Consider the following 16,614-nt stretch of genomic DNA (forward strand, 5'->3'; position numbering starts at 1 on the left):
GCAAATTCATGATGACAAACGAGATTATCGCATCCTACGCACCAGCACTCATCAAATTACTACAGGGTATCCTGTATGAAGATGAAGATAAGGATGATTGGGGTGAGCTATTGAAGAATGAAAAAAACGTCAGAGAATACTTTGGAAAAATTGGGCTGAGACTTTATTTAGATGAAGCGGAAGGATATGCTTTTTTACAGCAGCCAGATGGTGACGATGGCGACGAGGAAGCAAAGAAAGTGCCCAGGCTGGTTAAGAGAGTTCCCCTGAGCTACGAAGTTACGGTACTATGTGTTTTATTACGCGAGAAATTGCTAGAGTTTAATAACAGCACCTCTGATTCGGATCGCTGCATTGTGTCTAAACATCAAATTCACGATTTGATGCGTCCGTTTTTTCCAGAGCAAACTGATGACCCAAAGCTTTTGAAAAAATTTGACGAATCGATCAATCGAGTTGTCAAGTTGCACTTTTTGAAAGAGTTAAAGAATAAAGAAGGCGAATATGAGATTCGCCGCATCCTCAAAGCTAAAATTCCCGCTGAAACATTGACGGATATCAAAAAAGGGTTAGAAGCTTATGACAAATCTAATGCTTGAATTTGAGAGTGACAATTCCAAAGCTGGATATCGCTTGCATCGGCTGGAAGTATTAAACTGGGGAACTTTTAAGCAGGGTACGATCGCACCCTACGGTAAAACTTCCTTCCTCACCGGGGCCAATGGTTCCGGTAAATCGACTTTGGTTGACGCACTACTGACACTATTAGTCCCGAATGGAAAGCGGAATTATAACTTAGCTTCAGGTTCAGGAAAGCGAGAGCGAGACGAAAGGACATATGTACTCGGAGCCTACAGCACAATTAAAGCTGAAGATGACTACAAGTCTAAACTGCAGTACCTGCGTACCAAAGATGATTATTCAGTTTTACTCGCTTATTTTTATAACGAAGGATACAAACAGAACGTCACTCTGGCTCAGGTTTTGTATGTAAAAGAGGGAGTTGAAAAGTTGTTTCTGGTTGCCCACGGCGAACTGAGTATCGCCGAACATTTCAATGACTTTAAAACTTTACCAGAGTTAAAAAAGCAGTTGGCATCTTTCCCGAAAGTAAAAATTGAACAATTTCACACATTTGCTGACTACAGCAAAAGATTTCGTAAAATTTTTGGTGTGGAATCGGAAAAAGCTTTCGATTTATTCAATCAGACTGTCAGTATCAAAGAAATTGGCAAATTAAATGACTTTGTGCGCGGTCATATGCTGGAAAAAACTAATGTTGAAAATACAATAAAAGAGCTGATTGAGTATTATGAAAATTTAACCTCTTCCCATGAAGCAATGCAGAAAGCCAAGAAACAGCTAGAGGTTTTGAAACCGCTAATCGCTGAGTCTGAAAGTTACGAAAATGTCAAATATACTCTGGATGATTTAAATAAAGTATGGCCAATTGTTCCTGCCTATTTTGCTCAGCGTAAAATAGGTTTGTTGCAGAAAGCTATTGCAGAAAAACAACAGGAACATACTCAAATCAGCCATAATTTATCAGAAATAAGCCGACTTTTAGAAGGCTTCCGACAGCAAGAGAAAGACTTGACAGTCGCTATAGAAAATGATGAAACCGGACGGAAAATCAAAGACTTAGAACGGGAAATTAAGTTTTTAGACAGTCAAATAGCTAATCATCGACAAGCAGCCGAAAAATACGATGGAATTGCTAAAGGTATAGGATTTCCAACTTACAGTGACCTGGATACATTTAATAGTTCTATAATCCAAGCAAGGGAAACTCAATCAGGTGTTGATGTTGAACTGGAAGAATTAAAAACCCAACGCGACGACAAAAAAAATAATGAGAAGCAAGTTAAAGATAGTTGCACTGAGTTAAATCAAGAACTGCAATCTTTAAGACAGCGAAAAAATCAGATTCCTGCTGACAATTTGCGAATCAGAGAAAAGATATTAAAATATTTGGGAATTGCTGAGGCGGAAATTCCTTTTGTGGGCGAACTGCTGAAGGTAAAGGATGGAGAGCGCCAAGAATGGGAAGGGGCGATCGAAAAACTGCTGCACAACTTTGGACTGCAACTCTTAGTTCCTGAAAAATACTACCATCAATTCAATAAACATGTCGATCGCACTAACCTGCATGGCCGCGTCGTTTATCAGAAAGTTGACAATAAAAATTTAGATTTGGTCTCCAAAAACTTAGATGATAATTCCTTGTTTAACAAATTGGAGATTAAATCTGATACTAAATATACTGCTTGGCTGGCTAGTGAAGTATCAAAAAATTATGGTAGCTGCATCTGTTGTCAAGATTTAGATCGCTTCGATCGGGAAAATTATGCGATTACAAAAAATGGCTTGATTAAGAAGGGTAATAGACATGAAAAAGACGATCACCATTCCATCAATGACAACAAAAGAAGATCTATTTTGGGGTGGGATAATTCTAAGAGAATAAAGGATTGTGAAGCTGAATTGAATGAGCGTAAAGCAGAGCTTAGTCGAGTAGAAAAAGCTATACAGGATATTGAAACACAACAAAAAGAGCGCAACAGGCACAAGAATCTGCTAGAACAGTTATTGGGATTCGATGATTTTTCTGCGATCGACTGGAAACCGCGCGCGATCGAGAAGCAAACGCTAGTAGAGGAAAAAGAAGAGTTAGAGGGTAATTGCGATCGTTTAGAGGAGTTGAAGAGAAAACTAGCTGATGTCAGCGCCGACATTCAGAACAACGAAGCAGCTAAAACTAAAGCCAACGGAGAAATGGCTCTTCTCGATCGCGATATCGAGCATTACCAAAAACAGAGCGCTGAATGCGAAAAATGCTCAAGTTTATCGACATCCCAAGAGATTCAGACTTATACTCCTGATATTGAAGAGAGTTTCAGCAATCAAATTCTGACCCTCGATAACATTGATAGTTTGAAATATCAAGTAAAGGAGTCTTACCAAACTCAAATAAGCGACGCCAACAACAAGTTAAATTCTCTGCGAAACAGCATTGAAAAAAAGATGAGTAGTTACAAGGGGGACTATCCCGCAGAAACTGCAAATGTTGACGCATCAGTAGAATTTATCCCTGAGTTCAAGGGAATGCTAGAAAAAATCGAACGAGATGATTTACCCACACAGGAACAAAGGTTTAAAAAACTGCTTGATGAGAAAATTAATAGCGCTATTTATAATTTTAAAGATACTTTAGAAGAATGGGAAAGTGACATTAAAGACAATATTTACGATCTCAATCAATCCTTAAAAATGATTGAATATACACCCTTGACTTATATACAAGTCCAATGGGATGCCAACGGAGAAAACCAAATTAAGGAATTTAAAAATCTCTTAAAAAAAGGTTTGTGCTATGCTGATGTAGGGGTGGAGCGAACTTCGGAAGCTGACGAAGCTAGCTTTAAAAAAATTAAAGAGCTGATCGATCGCCTCCAGTCAGATGAGAAGTGGACAGCAAGAGTCACCGATGTGCGTAATTGGCTCAATTTCTCAGTCAGCGTCAAGAATAAAGCCGACGATACGGAGAGGGAATATCACTCGGACTCTTCTGGAAAATCGGGCGGGCAAAAGGCTAAATTAGCTTACACTATTCTAGCGTCAGCTATTGCCTATCAATTTGGATTAGTACAGGATGAAACTAAATCTCAATCATTTCGTTTTGTGGTGATTGATGAAGCTTTTAGCAAGTCAGATGAAACAAATGCAAGGTATGCGATGGATTTATTTAAACAATTAAATCTTCAGCTTCTGGTAGTGACGCCCAAAGACAAAATTCAAGTTCTTGAGCATTATGCAGGAGCTGGTTACTATGTTGAAAACAGTATTGAAGAGAACGACTCCAAGGTTTATAATATGTCCGTAGACAAACAGCCTCTCGGACAAATTGCTTCAAATTAACTGCGTCTGTTGATGATTACCCCCGAAGAAATCAGAAAAAAAGCCGATCGACTATATATTCCCTTCCTGCAATCCTTGCTCCAGGGAGAACCTTTTTTCCCGCGAGATTTTCCCGCTGGCAAAATTCCCGACGACTACCTGAAGCTAAGAGATGCTGTACAGCAACTTCTGAAAGGCTCAAAAAAGTTCGTTGGCTACGGGTATCAAGTTGAGCTGATCCAGCGGAAAACTCGCAAATTTGATCTCCAGTCTTTACCATCCCGAATTACATTTGAAACAGAGACAGATTATCTCAAATTCCTGAATAAGGAACCTGAATTTGCTGATTTTAAACAAGTTGTAGCAAGGATTAGAAAGGAAATTCCTGATTTGAATATCTGGCTCAATCAAAATCCTCAAAAAGTAATCAATCACTTAGGGAAATGGGAGAATTTATTGCCTGCATGCTTGTATTTTCAGAACCATCCCAAACCTCAGCTTTATCTTCGCGAACTACCGATAAATGTTCACACTAAGTTCATCGAACAAAATAAAGGTATTCTAAATGAATTGCTGTCAGCTATCCTGCCAGATGATGCTATAAATCAAGAAGAAAATGATTTTGAAAAGCGATTTGGTTTGCGATATGCTGAGCCATCGGTAACTATCAGAGCTTTGGATCGAAACCTACAGGTGAAGCATGGCATTAGCACCTCCCAGATGAGCATACTCATTTCTGATTTTGAAAGTCGCAATCTTCAAGGATACCGCTTTATTATTACTGAGAATCTGATGAATTTTCGCACCTTACCTGATTTAAACAACAGCTTTGCGCTGTGGGGAAAGGGGTTTAATGTAGCTATTTTAAAAGATGTTGAGTGGCTAAGGCATTGCCAAATAATTTACTGGGGCGATTTGGATGCCCAAGGGTTCCAGATTCTTTCGCAGTTAAGGTCTTATTTTGATCAAACAATTTCTGTTATGATGGATCGAGAAACTTTCGATACATTTCAGGAATCTGCTGTGCCGGGAACATTGTGCAAGGTTGCTAACTTACTTTACCTGACACCGGAGGAGCATGATTTATTTGCTGATTTATGCAAGCAAACAATTCGTTTAGAACAGGAAAAGATACCGAAGGATTTTGTAATTTGCAGGTTGAATAATTTGACCGATCGGTAATATCGTTTCCGGTGGCATCGGAATCATATATTTGGATGAAATCGCGTGATCCCCGCTCGCATTACCTAATTCCGATGCTACCGGAGATGATATAAGCCCAGATAAAAGAAACAGCTCTTTACAAGCGTTTAACAAGTATCCACCGCAACTCTAACGGCGGTGTTTGTTGCACCGAGAATAAATCGCGCCCCGTCGCCCAACTGACAAACCAAGGTGTCGGCGGCCACGCCGACTCAGGCAAATGTTTTTGTTCGTATTCAATCACAGATTCATCAGAAATAATTTCTAACGGCAAACCCTCTATTGCTGCTTGCAATTCTTGTCTGGTAATCAGATAAGACCAACACAATTCAGACATTTGTTTTGCCATCTCGTCGGGTTCGTACCCATCTACTGCTAAGAAAGCACTGAATAAGATAAACCCGCCACTTAACACGGCATCTGACATTTTGCCGAGGAAAAGACGAATTTGTTCGGGGTAGCGGAAGTGAGAGAGAACTTCGGTAGCAATCGCTAATTTGTAGCGATAAGTTTTCATCCTCAGTAATGGGTCTAAAACGTCGCCTTGGGTGACATTTATCGGCAAGTTTTCGGCGGTTGCTGCGGATGATAGTTTCTCGGCAAATATCGGTGTTAGTTCGATCGCATCCACAGAATGACCTAACCTTGCTAAAGGCAGACTATTGCGCCCTGGGCCCGCACCAACATCTAAAATAGGTGCTTTTCCCGGTTCGCCTAATTCGGCGGCAATGGCGATGACTTTGGCATCGGGATGGCTGCCGAATAAAGGTTCGGGGCGAATATCCGGCCAGCTATGATATTTCTGGGCCATTGATTCGACTTGAATCTTGGTATTCAGAGTAATGCCGCCGGCTAAACCGGTTTGGGAATTGGCGGGAAAATAGGAGACTATTAGATTAGCGTGGGGGGAATTTTTGAATCCTTCTGCTAAGGCATTGGCGATTAATGTTCGCAAGTTTTCGGTTTGGGCAGCGTCGATGTTTTGTCCGAGAATGTTTAAGAAGTCTGACAGTAATTTAAGATAGTCGTCTAGCATCGATGGCAAGCAAGGCAGATAGAATTCTCCCTTGAGGCCGATGCTTTTTTTGAGCCTTTCTTTGAGAATTAATTTCAGGCGATTGGAGTCTGTCAGCGGCGGGCCTGTTTCGGGTGATTCGCTGACGGGCAATTCGGGGATAGATGCGGCACTGGTAAGGTTTTTAGTCACAATCTTTTTGATTAGATTCAGCAATAAGTGCGATCGCACCGAGCATAATCTTGTGCTCTTGCACCTGAATTCTCGCGTGCAGCGTTTCTGCGGTATCTTCAGGCAATACGGGCACCGCAGCCTGCATTAAAATCGGCCCGCTGTCTACTTCTAAACGGGCAATATGCACCGTACATCCGGTGATTTTAACCTTAGCGGCCAGTGCTTGCTCGACGGCGCGAATTCCTGGGAAACTTGGCAGTAAGCTGGGGTGAATGTTAATAACGCGATCGGGAAAAGCATCAAACAAAACTTTGGTAACAATTCGCATCCAACCCGCCATCACTACCCATTCTACATCATATTCTTGAAAAGTTTTGACAATTTTTGTATCTAATTCTTCGCGGCTTTTGCAGTCGCGGTGATTGAGCAGAATCGAGGGAATGCCGTATTTTTCGGCTCTGGCTGCGGCTTTTGCTTCGGGGTTATTGTAAATTAATACTGGGATTTTAGCGTTGAGTTCTTGGTTTTGGATGGCTTGGGCAATTACCTCGAAGTTGCTGCCGCTTCCTGATGCTAAAACTCCTAATTTTAATGGAGGATGAGCCGGAGCGATAGAACTTTTGCCAATCTCAGGAGAAATCAGGCAGGCATTGGAATTAACAGATACTGGATTAGCGGTCATTCGATTTTAGATTTTAGATTTTAGATTTTGGATTGGCCCCACGGATAAATTCGGGGGCGTGAGGATTTTAGATTTTAGATTTTGGATTGATTCCACGGATAAATCCAGGGGCTTGTACCATCAAGAAATTCTTGGTCATAAAGATAAAAACTATTCACTCGTATTCTACTATAGAGGTAAAGGGTAAGGTGTGCTTGGTCGCACTCTACATCGAGATATTGGCTCAGTCCTAAGTATATTTTATTTTGTCACTTACTGATTCAACCCTATTCTACAATATTCTCAAAAAACTCTTCCCTGAGAATCGAATAAAGTTTTAGATCCCAATATCTGTCTTTCACAAATAGGTGCTGTCGCAATACCCCTTCCAATTGCATCCCCACTTTTTCCATCACGCGAGCGGAAGCAATATTGTTAACTTCACATCGAGCCATAATTCGATTCAGCAACATCTCCCGAAAGCCGAATTCAATCACTGCATTAACAGCCTCGCTCATGTATCCTTCTCCCCAATACCTCCTAGAAAGTGCGTAGCCAATTTCCGCGCGGCTGTGCGTCATGCTCCATTCCACAAATCCGCAAGTTCCGATAAATTTTTTCTCGGCTTTGTGGACGATTCCCCAATCTACCAGCTCTCGTCTTTTGTACATTTTAGTAAGTGACCTAAGAAAGTATTTAGTGTCTTCTAGCGATGTGTGAGTTGACCACAATGTGTATTGTGATACTTCAGGATTGGAGGCATACTCAAACATATCGCTGGCATCGTTTAAGGTAATTTTTCGGAGCAGGAGCCTTTCTGTTTCTATAGTCGGTAAATTAGCTAATATATCGAGAAGGTTCATTGTGACATTGACCTATATTGTGATACCATTTAAAACTAAAAGCTAAAATTTACAAGCCAATGGTTCGGATTAAATTTGGGCGTTTTAACTGGTTGGATAATGATGCGATCGCAGCTTGGACTTTTCTGGCCCCAGCTTTGCTGTTTCTGGGTACTTTTTTGATTTGGCCGATCGCCTATTTATTTTACCTCAGCTTTACCAGCGGCAGCTTTACTCAGTCGGGATTGCGTTGGATTGGCTTCAACAACTACTGGCGTCTAGTCACAAACCCGGATTTCTGGCAAATTCTCCAAAATACGCTCTATTTTACTACTGCAACAGTCATTCCCAGTTTAGTGATTCCATTGGGCTTAGCAGTTTTGCTAAATCGCTCGTTTGCTTGGCGAGGAGCTCTCCGCACCGCTTATTTTATTCCTTCGATTACCTCTCTAGTTGCAGTTGGCTTGGGTTGGCGGTGGTTGTTTCAAACCGAAGGCCCGGTGAATAGTGTGTTAATGGCGATCGGCTTAAATCCAATTCCTTGGCTGAGTAGCACAGTTTGGGCAATGCCAGTGATCATTCTGCTCAGTGTTTGGAAACAATTAGGCTTTAATATGGTAGTATTTTTAGCAGGATTACAAGCAATTCCGGTAAATCGTTACGAAGCCGCAGAATTGGATGGAGCTAATGCTTGGCAGCAATTTTTGTACATCACTTTACCCGGTTTGCGACCGACTTTAGTATTTGCTACCGTCACTACTGCTATTTTTACTCTGCGGAGTTTCGAGCAAGTTTACGTCATCACCGGCGGCGGGCCTTTGAACTCTACTAATTTGCTAGTTTATTATATTTACGAGCAAGCTTTTTCGCAATTTGATTTTGGCTATGCAGCCGCAGCGGCAACTTTCCTGATGGCTATAGCTTTGATATTAGTCTATTTACAACTAAAAGTTTGGGGCGAAGATGCTTGATTAGCTAGGGGTATGGACACGGCAATGCCCATAGGTGTTAAGTTAACGTCCAAATTTACCAGTCTTTTGTCCATCTAATAAGCCTCTCGCTCCCCCCTAACCCCCCTTAAGAAGGGGGGAACAAGAGCGTCTAAGTCCCCCTTCTTAAGGGGGATTTAGGGGGATCGAATTTCGGCTATAAACGAGAGATACAAAGGATTTGAAACTTAAATTGACACTAAGAACTCATGCCGTGTTCGTACAAATAAAATGTGTAATTAACTGGATTTCCAATTACCCATTCCAATTTTATACTCCATGTGATCTGCTGTTTGTTCAGCTTGTGCTGTACCCAAAAGTTTGCCGACAACGTGCAAAGACATATCAATTCCCGCAGCAATTCCCCCAGAAGTGATGATTTTGCCGTTATCTACAAATCGCTGATTTTCGATAATAGTTGTGTTGGGAGCTAATTCTCTCAATAAATCCAATGCTTGATGGTGTGTAGTTGCTTCCAAACCTTCCAACAAACCAGCTTTTGCCAAAAGCAGCGAACCCGTACAGACAGAAAGCACTAATTCTGCTGTTCGCGCACAATCTTTTATCCAATTAATAAGTGCTGAATTATCGATTAACTTTCTCGTACCTTGTCCTCCCGGTACAATTAAAATATCCGGTGGCGGACAATCGGAAATGGTGCAGTCGGGATTTACGCTCAAACCATTGCGGGTGTTGACAGCACCGGGATGTTCGGCTACGGTAGAGACTGCAAAAGGTCGCTCGCCCTTACTTAATTCTGATGTCACCGAAAACACTTCAAAAGGGCCTGCAAAGTCCAGTACCTCGACATCCTCGAACATTAAAATAGCTACGTTCCTAGTTGCCATAAGACCTACTTCTGATAGAGGCAAAAAATCTCGGCGATTTGTTATCGTAGAACTGGTATAATTTAAATTATTAAAGCTATGCCGAAAAATATTCGCCATCGCGCCGTAACAATCTGTCTTTTATGTCTGGCTTGCGCCTTAGCAATTGCTGTTGCGCCAATTGTCACGCCCGCTCAATCCACAACTCAATTAGAGTTTCGCATTACTCAATTAGAAAGGCAAATTTCTGAACTCAGGGGACAAATCTACAGCTTGCAGAACCAAGGTTCTAGAGTTAACCGGCCTCCGTCTCCTTCCGGTTCTGGTCGGACAAATCCTCGAACGCTGTCGGGAGACCCGATGTTTGACAATTTAGCAACTTTGGCAATTGAAACTAAGCAAGATGTTATTAAAATTCAAGAGCGCTTGTCAAAGCTAGAAGCGTCGAGAAATCGCTAGAGAAGGAAGAAGGAAGAAGGAAGGCACGACACGGATTTTGACACGGATACACGGATGAATTATTGAGCAAAAGTCGGGATTCAGGAGTCAGGAGTCAGAAGGAAGAGGGAAAAAGTCAGTAGTCATTCGTTAGAAGAATGAAGTCATATTCTCCCCTACTCACAACTCCAAACTCTTCCCCTCTCCCTCTCTGCCATTCTCCGACGTTGAGGTCGAGAACAGCAGGGTCTGCTAAAAGTTAACTTGCAGAACTATTCAATGATATGGAAATAAAAGGCTGCAACCACAAAATTGATGGCTAACAGCAACAGAAACCAGCCTGCGCGAAATGTGTAAGGGAATTTGCCCGTTTTCATCACGGACTCGGATTTTAATTGGTTCTTCGCTATCTCTGCCATAGGTAAAGCTCCTAATTGATAATGTCACTCTATTTACAAATAGCAGAGAGCGTCGCACTTATGCACAATCCTCTAGAGTTATTTTTTGTAACAAGGAGTTGATACCGAGTTGAATTCAAATTAGTTTCAATCGCTCTCTCCGGCGTGGTAGGAACTTCGGACTAGAGGCCCCGATCGCACGCGCTCAAACCCCATCTCCCGCGCGATCGACCCGAAACGGTCAAATTCGGCCGGCGTCCAGTATTTACGCACTGGGAGGTGCTCTAGAGATGGTCTCATGTATTGACCGAGGGTGAGCCGATCGCACTTGGCGTCCCGCAAATCAATCATCGCTTCGACTATCTCAGCTTCGGTTTCCCCGTGCCCCAACATCAAACCGGATTTTGTGGGAATAGTTGGGTCATATTGCTTAACAATACGCAGAACGTCGATCGAGCGATCGTACTTGGCCCCCCTCCGCACCGGCCCTTGCAACCGACGCACCGTCTCAATATTGTGGTTGTAACAAGCAGGTTTAGCCTCCACCACCGTGCGAATCCGCTGTCGCTGCAACTCATCGAGGCCGGAATTCTCCCCGTCGGGGGCGGGCACGGGGAGGGCGGGCACGGGGAGGGCGGGCACGGGGGCACCGCCCCTACCTGTTCCCCCCCAAAAATCTGGCGTCAGTACCTCAACTTCAGTATGCGGGTTGAGAATGCGGATTTGGGCGATCGTCCTGGCAAACCAGCCCGCACCCCCATCCGGCAAATCATCCCTCGCCACCGAAGTCAGCACCGCATAGCGCAAACCCAACAACTGCACAGCCTCCGCCACCTTTTGCGGTTCCTCCGGGTCTAGGGGCATCGGAGAATGACCTTTATCTACTTGACAAAAAGCACAAGCGCGGGTGCAAGTCGGCCCCATCAACAAAAAAGTCGCCGTTTTTTGCGCGTAGCACTCGCCCCGGTTGGGGCATCTCCCCTCCTCACAAATCGTGTGAATTTGCCGCTGTTTGATAATTTTTTGCACTTGGGAAAGTTCGCTAGCTTTGCCAACGGGCCTACGCAACCACTCCGGCATCGCCTCGATTTCACCCCGCATTTGGGCGGCAACTGCTTTGACAGTAGGAGTTTTAGGAGTTTGGGGCGACATATAATTAAGTTGCGATTGAGTTAATTCCTTCGATCGTATCCGAAATCAAAGCCCCTGAACTTGTAGAAGTATCACCCGAAATCAGAATCGCGCCGACGTGCAACAAAACTAAACTCGCCCAGAATTATGGGTAGAATTCTGTTAGGGATATACTGAAGGTTGCAAATCATCACTCATTCATTACTGAAGGAGTCAGTCGTGGCTGGTCAAAAAATCTTGGTAATCGATGACAGTAAAGTCATCCGCGTCCGAGTCCGAGAGATGTTGCCGCAGGGTAACTTTGAAGTTCTAGAAGCAAAAGACGGCGAAGAGGGACTCAAACTGATCCGTCAAGCCCGTCCCAATCTAATTATGTTAGATTTCCTACTGCCCAAAGTCAGCGGTTGGGAAGTGTATCAAAAAGTGCAAGCCCATCCTGAGCTTTCTAAGATACCTTTGGTGATCATGTCGGGCCGCGAAGAAGAGGTGATGGAAAAAATTCCGAAACCCTTTGAGAAGCATTTTTTTGCATTTATCGCCAAACCGTTTGAGAAGAAGCAGCTAACCGAGGCAATCAAATCGGCGATGGTACTGGCCAAAAAGAAACCAGTGCCGGAAGCCCCAGCCGCCGCTGCTGCACCCACTTCGGGAGCGGGCGCCGCCGAAATTCAGGCGATGACTGTGCAAATGGCGAAAATGCAAGCGGAAATTGATGCACTCAAAAAACAAATGACTCAGGTGATTACGATCATCAAGCAGAAATTGAAATAATTCTGCTGTTTTTTGAAGGCACTTATGTAGAAGGAAACTTCCACACCGTGAAACTTTCAGTTGAGTCTCAAGGGCAGCGATTTTATCCGCATTTTTTTGCCAAATTGTTTGAGCGAGTGCGATCGCCAATAGCCTGCAACTGGTTTATCAAAATCCCAGTGAGAAAATCAATTAAAAGTTAAAAATAAAACAATGGAGGAAATTAATTATTAATTAATATTAGGATTTTTAATTCCCGCTCGTTCCACACTCAATTATTAACTCCTCAGTCTCATTTTTTTGGTTAATGACTAACGACTATTCCGATTTTTTGCCTCAACTGCGTGCCTCAACAGAGCAATTATTGAAAAGATTAGACTGCTTCGATCGAGCGCAGGTATTAGCGATCGGAGATTTGACCTTGGACGAGTTTCTTACCGGACAAGTAGAGCGAATTTCCCGCGAAGCACCTGTGTTGATTTTGCGCTACGAAAATACTCAGCAAGTACCCGGAGGTGGCGCAAATGCTGTCTATAATTTAGCCAAACTGGGAGGCAAAGTAAAAGTTGCTGGTTTGGTGGGAAAAGACGACCAGGGAAAGGCTTTGTGCGGTATTTTTGAGGCGGCGGGAATTGATACGGGTGGGATTTTAATCGATTCGCAGCGTCCAACAGTCACCAAAACTCGAATTTCCGGGCACGCGCGGCAGTCGGTGACTCAGCAAATTGTCAGAGTCGATCGCAAATCGGACGAGTTGCCGGATTTAGATTTGCAATTGCAATTGTCAGACTACATCCGGCAGCAAATACCGACAGTAGATGCAGTGGTTTGTTCCGACTACGGCGACGGAGTTTTGACAAATTTGGCGATCGAATCGGCAGTGGTTCCCGGCAAAACAATTGTAGACTGTCAAACAAATTTGCAGCGATATTCTGGAGCAATGTTATTTACCCCGAACTTGCCAGAAGCCGAGCAAGCAGTGGGATATGCTATCAAAAACCCTCAAACTTTAATGCAAGCAGGACGCGATTTGTTGAACTTAACTCAAGCTCAAAAAATCCTGATTACTCGCGGCGAAGAAGGGATGACTTTGTTTGAAAGGGCGAACGGCGAAGAAATCAACAATTCACCCCCTCCAACATCTATTTGTGAAAAGGGGGAATTTGCCATTCAAAGTTGGGACATTCCCCCTTTTAACAAGACTGATGTATTCGACGTAACCGGTGCTGGAGATACAGTCGTAGCAGCAATGACTTTAGCTTTGTGCGTCGGTGCATCCGGTTGGGAAGCGGCAGTTTTGGGAAATTTGGCGGCTAGTATTGTCGTGCGTCAATTCGGTACGGCGACAACAACTGTAGAGGAGATGAAAGAAGCTTTGAAAACGATGATCGATCACTAATCAGTTGGGAGCATCTCATATTTGTAAAAACACTTCTTTTGGCTCCTTCCTTCTTCCTCTTTCCTCCTGCCTCCTGCCTCCTGCCTCCTGCCTTAAAACTCCAATTTCTAGCTTAACTGCAAAAGTGAGATGCTCCCAATCAGTTGTAATGGTTTATTGATTATTACTTGTTCCCAGGCTCTGCCTGGTAACGCAGATCCGGAGGCTCAGCCTCCAATTTTCCCATCGCTTTTCGAGGCAGAGCCTCTGGATATCGGTTCCCAGGCAGAGCCGGGGAACCAGTTAATGACTAATGACTAATGACTAACGACTACTTACTCTTTTTCAAAATTTGCCCCTTGTCATCAATTGTCAAACCGCTATTGGGAAAATCGCTCTTTGTCAAACGGTTAATCAACCCCACAGTCCTAAATTTGTTATCAACAGCCGGCACACCTCGCCCGTCAAGTTGGACGGGGATAATCTTACCAGAAACAAAATCCCCTTTCGGAGTCATTTTCACATCCAAAATTAGAGATTGACCGAGTGCTCCTGCTGTGGACAAAGTGCGATAACCCAAAAAATTTCCCAGGGAATAAGCAACCAATTTCCCTTTATAAAGTTCCATCGCTCGGGGAACGTGCGGGCCGTGTCCCAAAATCAAATCTGCTCCCGCATCAATCATCGTCCGCGAAAACAAAACCATATTTCCCCGGTTTTCTCCGTAAAAAATTTCAGTTTTATTTCTCACATTGATAGCTCCCGTTCCTTCAGCTCCAGCATGAACTGATATCACTACAATATCAGCATTTTCCTTAGCTTTTTTGACAACTTCGGCTCCCGCTTTCAGTTCCAGCAAGGAATTGTGAACGTCGCCGTAGTTGCTGAAACCGATAAAGGCAAAATTCACGCCCTTGACATTTTGATAAACAATTTGATCTCTTTTGCCAACAGCCTTCATGCCGTTGCTGTCGATGTTTTTAATCGTGTCCTTAAATCCTTGCTCGTTAAAATCGTAAGAGTGATTGTTGGCAATACTCAAAATATCAAAACCAACATCTTTGAAAATTTTGGCATAACTCGGAGGCGTCCGAAAGGCAAACAGCATTCGTCCGCCACCTGCTTTGGAACTGTAAGGATAATCGGTCATCGTGCTTTCAAAATTGCCAAACAGAATATCAGCTCCTTTGAGGTACGGTTTTACCGACTCTAATAACATCTCTTTTTTGGCCGGCAGTTTGTTGTAGGGATAATTTGTGCCGGGGATCATGTCACCAACTGCTTTGATGCTGACAGTGGCGGGCACAATGGCAGGTTTTGTGGCAGCAGGGGAGGGCGGTTTTGGATCGGGAAGGGGTTTGGCTGCGGGTGTTGATCTCACTTCTTGTACCGCAGGCTTTGACGTTAGAGGGTTATTAGTAGCGGTGGGTGAGGATTTGTAAAGTTGAGAAGCCAGCACAAAGCCGGATATCGGTACGAGAATTAGACTCAAAGCACCGACTGACAGCCCTGATTTTTTAGTTTTAGTGCCTGCTAATTCTGGCTGCGGCGATGGCTTTTGCTGCCTTTGGTTTGGGGGTTTTGGAGTTGGGATTTTAGGGGGTTGGGGCGGAGATTTTTCTGGTGTTTGAGGGGGCGCCGTTGTGACATTTGGAGTTGTTTCTAGCTTGGGCAAAGTCACAGGAATGGGAGAAGCGGCTACACTAGCGGCTACTGCTGCACTCGCAGCTACTGCTGCATTCACGGCAACTAACGGACTCACGGGTGCGGAAGTCAAGCGTTTTTTTAATTCTACTGTCTGAGTCCAAGCGGGCAGTTGCTCGCCGCCGCGCCGCCCGTAAACTGTCACTGAGTAAAGGTTATTTGGTTGCAGCCGCTGCAACCCTTTGACTGCGACTCGGAGACAGGCTTCTTCTGCGGGTAAATGTTCTGCTTCCAGCAGCAGGTGCAGGGTGTCATTTTCCCGGCTGGCTTTAGCCGTGACGCCGAAGCTTTGGAGTGCTTGGCCGATCAGAAATGCGATCGCCCTGGCATCGCCTTCTTTTGCTAAATTTAAAATATCTTGTTGGCTCACAAACGCCTCTACTCTCACACTAGAAATTTAGCTCGATCTTATATCAAATTTGGCGGCACAGCATTAAATACCGATTGATTTAACTTAAGTAAGTGGGTACAAATAAACAAAACGTGGGGAGAGGGCGCGTGCGTGAAAGGGTATACTCGCTCTCACTATAGCTTCTCACTAAATCCGACCCTACTTTTACAAGATAGTAGGATTTTTGGCGCTTGCTTGCTGAATACAATATTTCCTAACGGTTATCTTAGTCGATCGCCCAAACACTTCTATCCGGGATAATTGCCCCCTTCAAATTAACATCGGTCAAATCAGCGCTCTCTTTCTTACAGCATTTTTGGTAAATAAAACGGATTTGTGAGCGTCGAAAGTGCGTCCTGGAATGTACTGAAAATATGCGGTTTAGCAGCGAACAATTAACGAAAAAACCGAGTTTCTCGTTACCAGTGCCAATGCCCCTGTCCCACTGTCGCCCAAATTCACACAAAAACGATCGACCCACAGGCTCGGAAGCTTGTTAAACTCTTGGTCATGCGACGCTATTAGTGAGAAATCGACGGCGAGCCACAATCGTCTGCTAGCGCCCCAGCAGTGCTGCGCTGCGGGGCCTGCACTGCACACTGCACGTAGGTGAGATTAGCTGCAATCAACTTTCGGGATGCGGCTGCTAAAGTCGCGGCCGCCGATGTAGTTGTTCGTTTTAAACTAATTAAACTAATTATTTAAAGGAGTTGCACGTCAATGACACAATTGTGCTTATAAGATCTGGCTCGGTGCCCTCTCAAACCAGGGTTTTTCGTTAGTCTGGTGCTATTAGTGAGTTAGTTAAGCCCATAG

Annotated in this window: 14 protein-coding genes; 7 read left to right on the top strand and 7 right to left on the bottom strand. The window is 43.9% G+C overall.

Annotation, left to right across the window (positions count from 1 at the left end):
- Positions 1 to 8: 8 nt before the first annotated feature.
- From QUB10_RS11920 to QUB10_RS11930, 3 genes are read left to right on the top strand one after another with little or no spacing between them, the layout of a single operon-like run.
- Positions 9 to 599, top strand: coding sequence for a DUF4194 domain-containing protein (locus tag QUB10_RS11920; protein WP_333202311.1), 591 nt, complete (start codon positions 9 to 11; stop codon positions 597 to 599).
- Complete coding sequence (locus QUB10_RS11925; RefSeq protein ID WP_333202313.1) at positions 580 to 3,918, top strand: SbcC/MukB-like Walker B domain-containing protein; 3,339 nt, start codon at positions 580 to 582, stop codon at positions 3,916 to 3,918. Before QUB10_RS11920 ends, QUB10_RS11925 begins: the two co-directional genes overlap by 20 nt.
- A gap of 12 nt (positions 3,919 to 3,930) precedes the next feature.
- Positions 3,931 to 5,079, top strand: coding sequence for a Wadjet anti-phage system protein JetD domain-containing protein (locus tag QUB10_RS11930; RefSeq protein ID WP_333202316.1), 1,149 nt, complete (start codon positions 3,931 to 3,933; stop codon positions 5,077 to 5,079).
- A 118-nt stretch (positions 5,080 to 5,197) separates the two neighbouring features.
- Here the strand turns inward: QUB10_RS11930 and QUB10_RS11935 are convergent, their stop codons facing one another.
- The 3 genes from QUB10_RS11935 to QUB10_RS11945 form a co-directional block, all read right to left on the bottom strand.
- On the bottom strand, positions 5,198 to 6,307 hold the full coding sequence (locus QUB10_RS11935) for a class I SAM-dependent methyltransferase (RefSeq protein ID WP_333202318.1): 1,110 nt from the start codon (positions 6,305 to 6,307) through the stop codon (positions 5,198 to 5,200).
- Entirely contained in the window at positions 6,300 to 6,971 is a 672-nt protein-coding gene (purN, locus tag QUB10_RS11940) for a phosphoribosylglycinamide formyltransferase (protein WP_333202320.1), read from the bottom strand. The genes QUB10_RS11935 and purN overlap by 8 nt, the downstream gene beginning before the upstream one ends.
- A 266-nt stretch (positions 6,972 to 7,237) precedes the next feature.
- Entirely contained in the window at positions 7,238 to 7,813 is a 576-nt protein-coding gene (locus tag QUB10_RS11945) for a GNAT family protein (protein ID WP_333202322.1), read from the bottom strand.
- 59 nt (positions 7,814 to 7,872) lie between these two features.
- Here QUB10_RS11945 and QUB10_RS11950 point away from each other — a divergent pair, with 59 nt between their 5' ends.
- Entirely contained in the window at positions 7,873 to 8,763 is an 891-nt protein-coding gene (locus QUB10_RS11950; RefSeq protein WP_333202324.1) for a sugar ABC transporter permease, read from the top strand.
- Between the two features lie 257 nt (positions 8,764 to 9,020).
- Here QUB10_RS11950 and QUB10_RS11955 read toward each other — a convergent pair whose 3' ends face one another.
- Positions 9,021 to 9,629 carry a DJ-1/PfpI family protein gene (locus QUB10_RS11955; protein WP_333202326.1) on the bottom strand — a complete coding sequence of 203 codons (609 nt, stop codon included), beginning with the start codon at positions 9,627 to 9,629 and terminating at the stop codon, positions 9,021 to 9,023.
- A 78-nt stretch (positions 9,630 to 9,707) separates the two neighbouring features.
- Between QUB10_RS11955 and QUB10_RS11960 the strand changes: the two genes are divergently transcribed.
- Positions 9,708 to 10,067, top strand: coding sequence for a hypothetical protein (locus tag QUB10_RS11960; RefSeq protein WP_333202328.1), 360 nt, complete (start codon positions 9,708 to 9,710; stop codon positions 10,065 to 10,067).
- Between the two features lie 251 nt (positions 10,068 to 10,318).
- On the opposite strand, the gene QUB10_RS11965 is transcribed toward QUB10_RS11960, so the two are convergent.
- A complete protein-coding gene (locus tag QUB10_RS11965) occupies positions 10,319 to 10,465 on the bottom strand; it encodes a photosystem I protein PsaX (RefSeq protein ID WP_333107338.1) in 147 nt (48 codons plus the stop codon).
- 126 nt (positions 10,466 to 10,591) lie between these two features.
- On the bottom strand, positions 10,592 to 11,596 hold the full coding sequence (locus QUB10_RS11970) for a lipoyl synthase (RefSeq protein WP_333202329.1): 1,005 nt from the start codon (positions 11,594 to 11,596) through the stop codon (positions 10,592 to 10,594).
- 198 nt (positions 11,597 to 11,794) lie between these two features.
- On the opposite strand from QUB10_RS11970, the gene QUB10_RS11975 reads away from it, so the two are divergent.
- On the top strand, positions 11,795 to 12,346 hold the full coding sequence (locus tag QUB10_RS11975) for a response regulator (protein WP_333156034.1): 552 nt from the start codon (positions 11,795 to 11,797) through the stop codon (positions 12,344 to 12,346).
- Positions 12,347 to 12,632: 286 nt separating this feature from the next.
- Complete coding sequence (locus tag QUB10_RS11980; RefSeq protein ID WP_333156035.1) at positions 12,633 to 13,724, top strand: PfkB family carbohydrate kinase; 1,092 nt, start codon at positions 12,633 to 12,635, stop codon at positions 13,722 to 13,724.
- A gap of 310 nt (positions 13,725 to 14,034) precedes the next feature.
- Here the strand turns inward: QUB10_RS11980 and QUB10_RS11985 are convergent, their stop codons facing one another.
- Positions 14,035 to 15,777 carry a CapA family protein gene (locus QUB10_RS11985; RefSeq protein ID WP_333156037.1) on the bottom strand — a complete coding sequence of 581 codons (1,743 nt, stop codon included), beginning with the start codon at positions 15,775 to 15,777 and terminating at the stop codon, positions 14,035 to 14,037.
- Positions 15,778 to 16,614: the final 837 nt, after the last annotated feature.

It is taken from the genome of Microcoleus sp. B5-D4, from assembly GCF_036705145.1.
In the GTDB taxonomy this organism is placed as follows: domain Bacteria; phylum Cyanobacteriota; class Cyanobacteriia; order Cyanobacteriales; family Microcoleaceae; genus Microcoleus.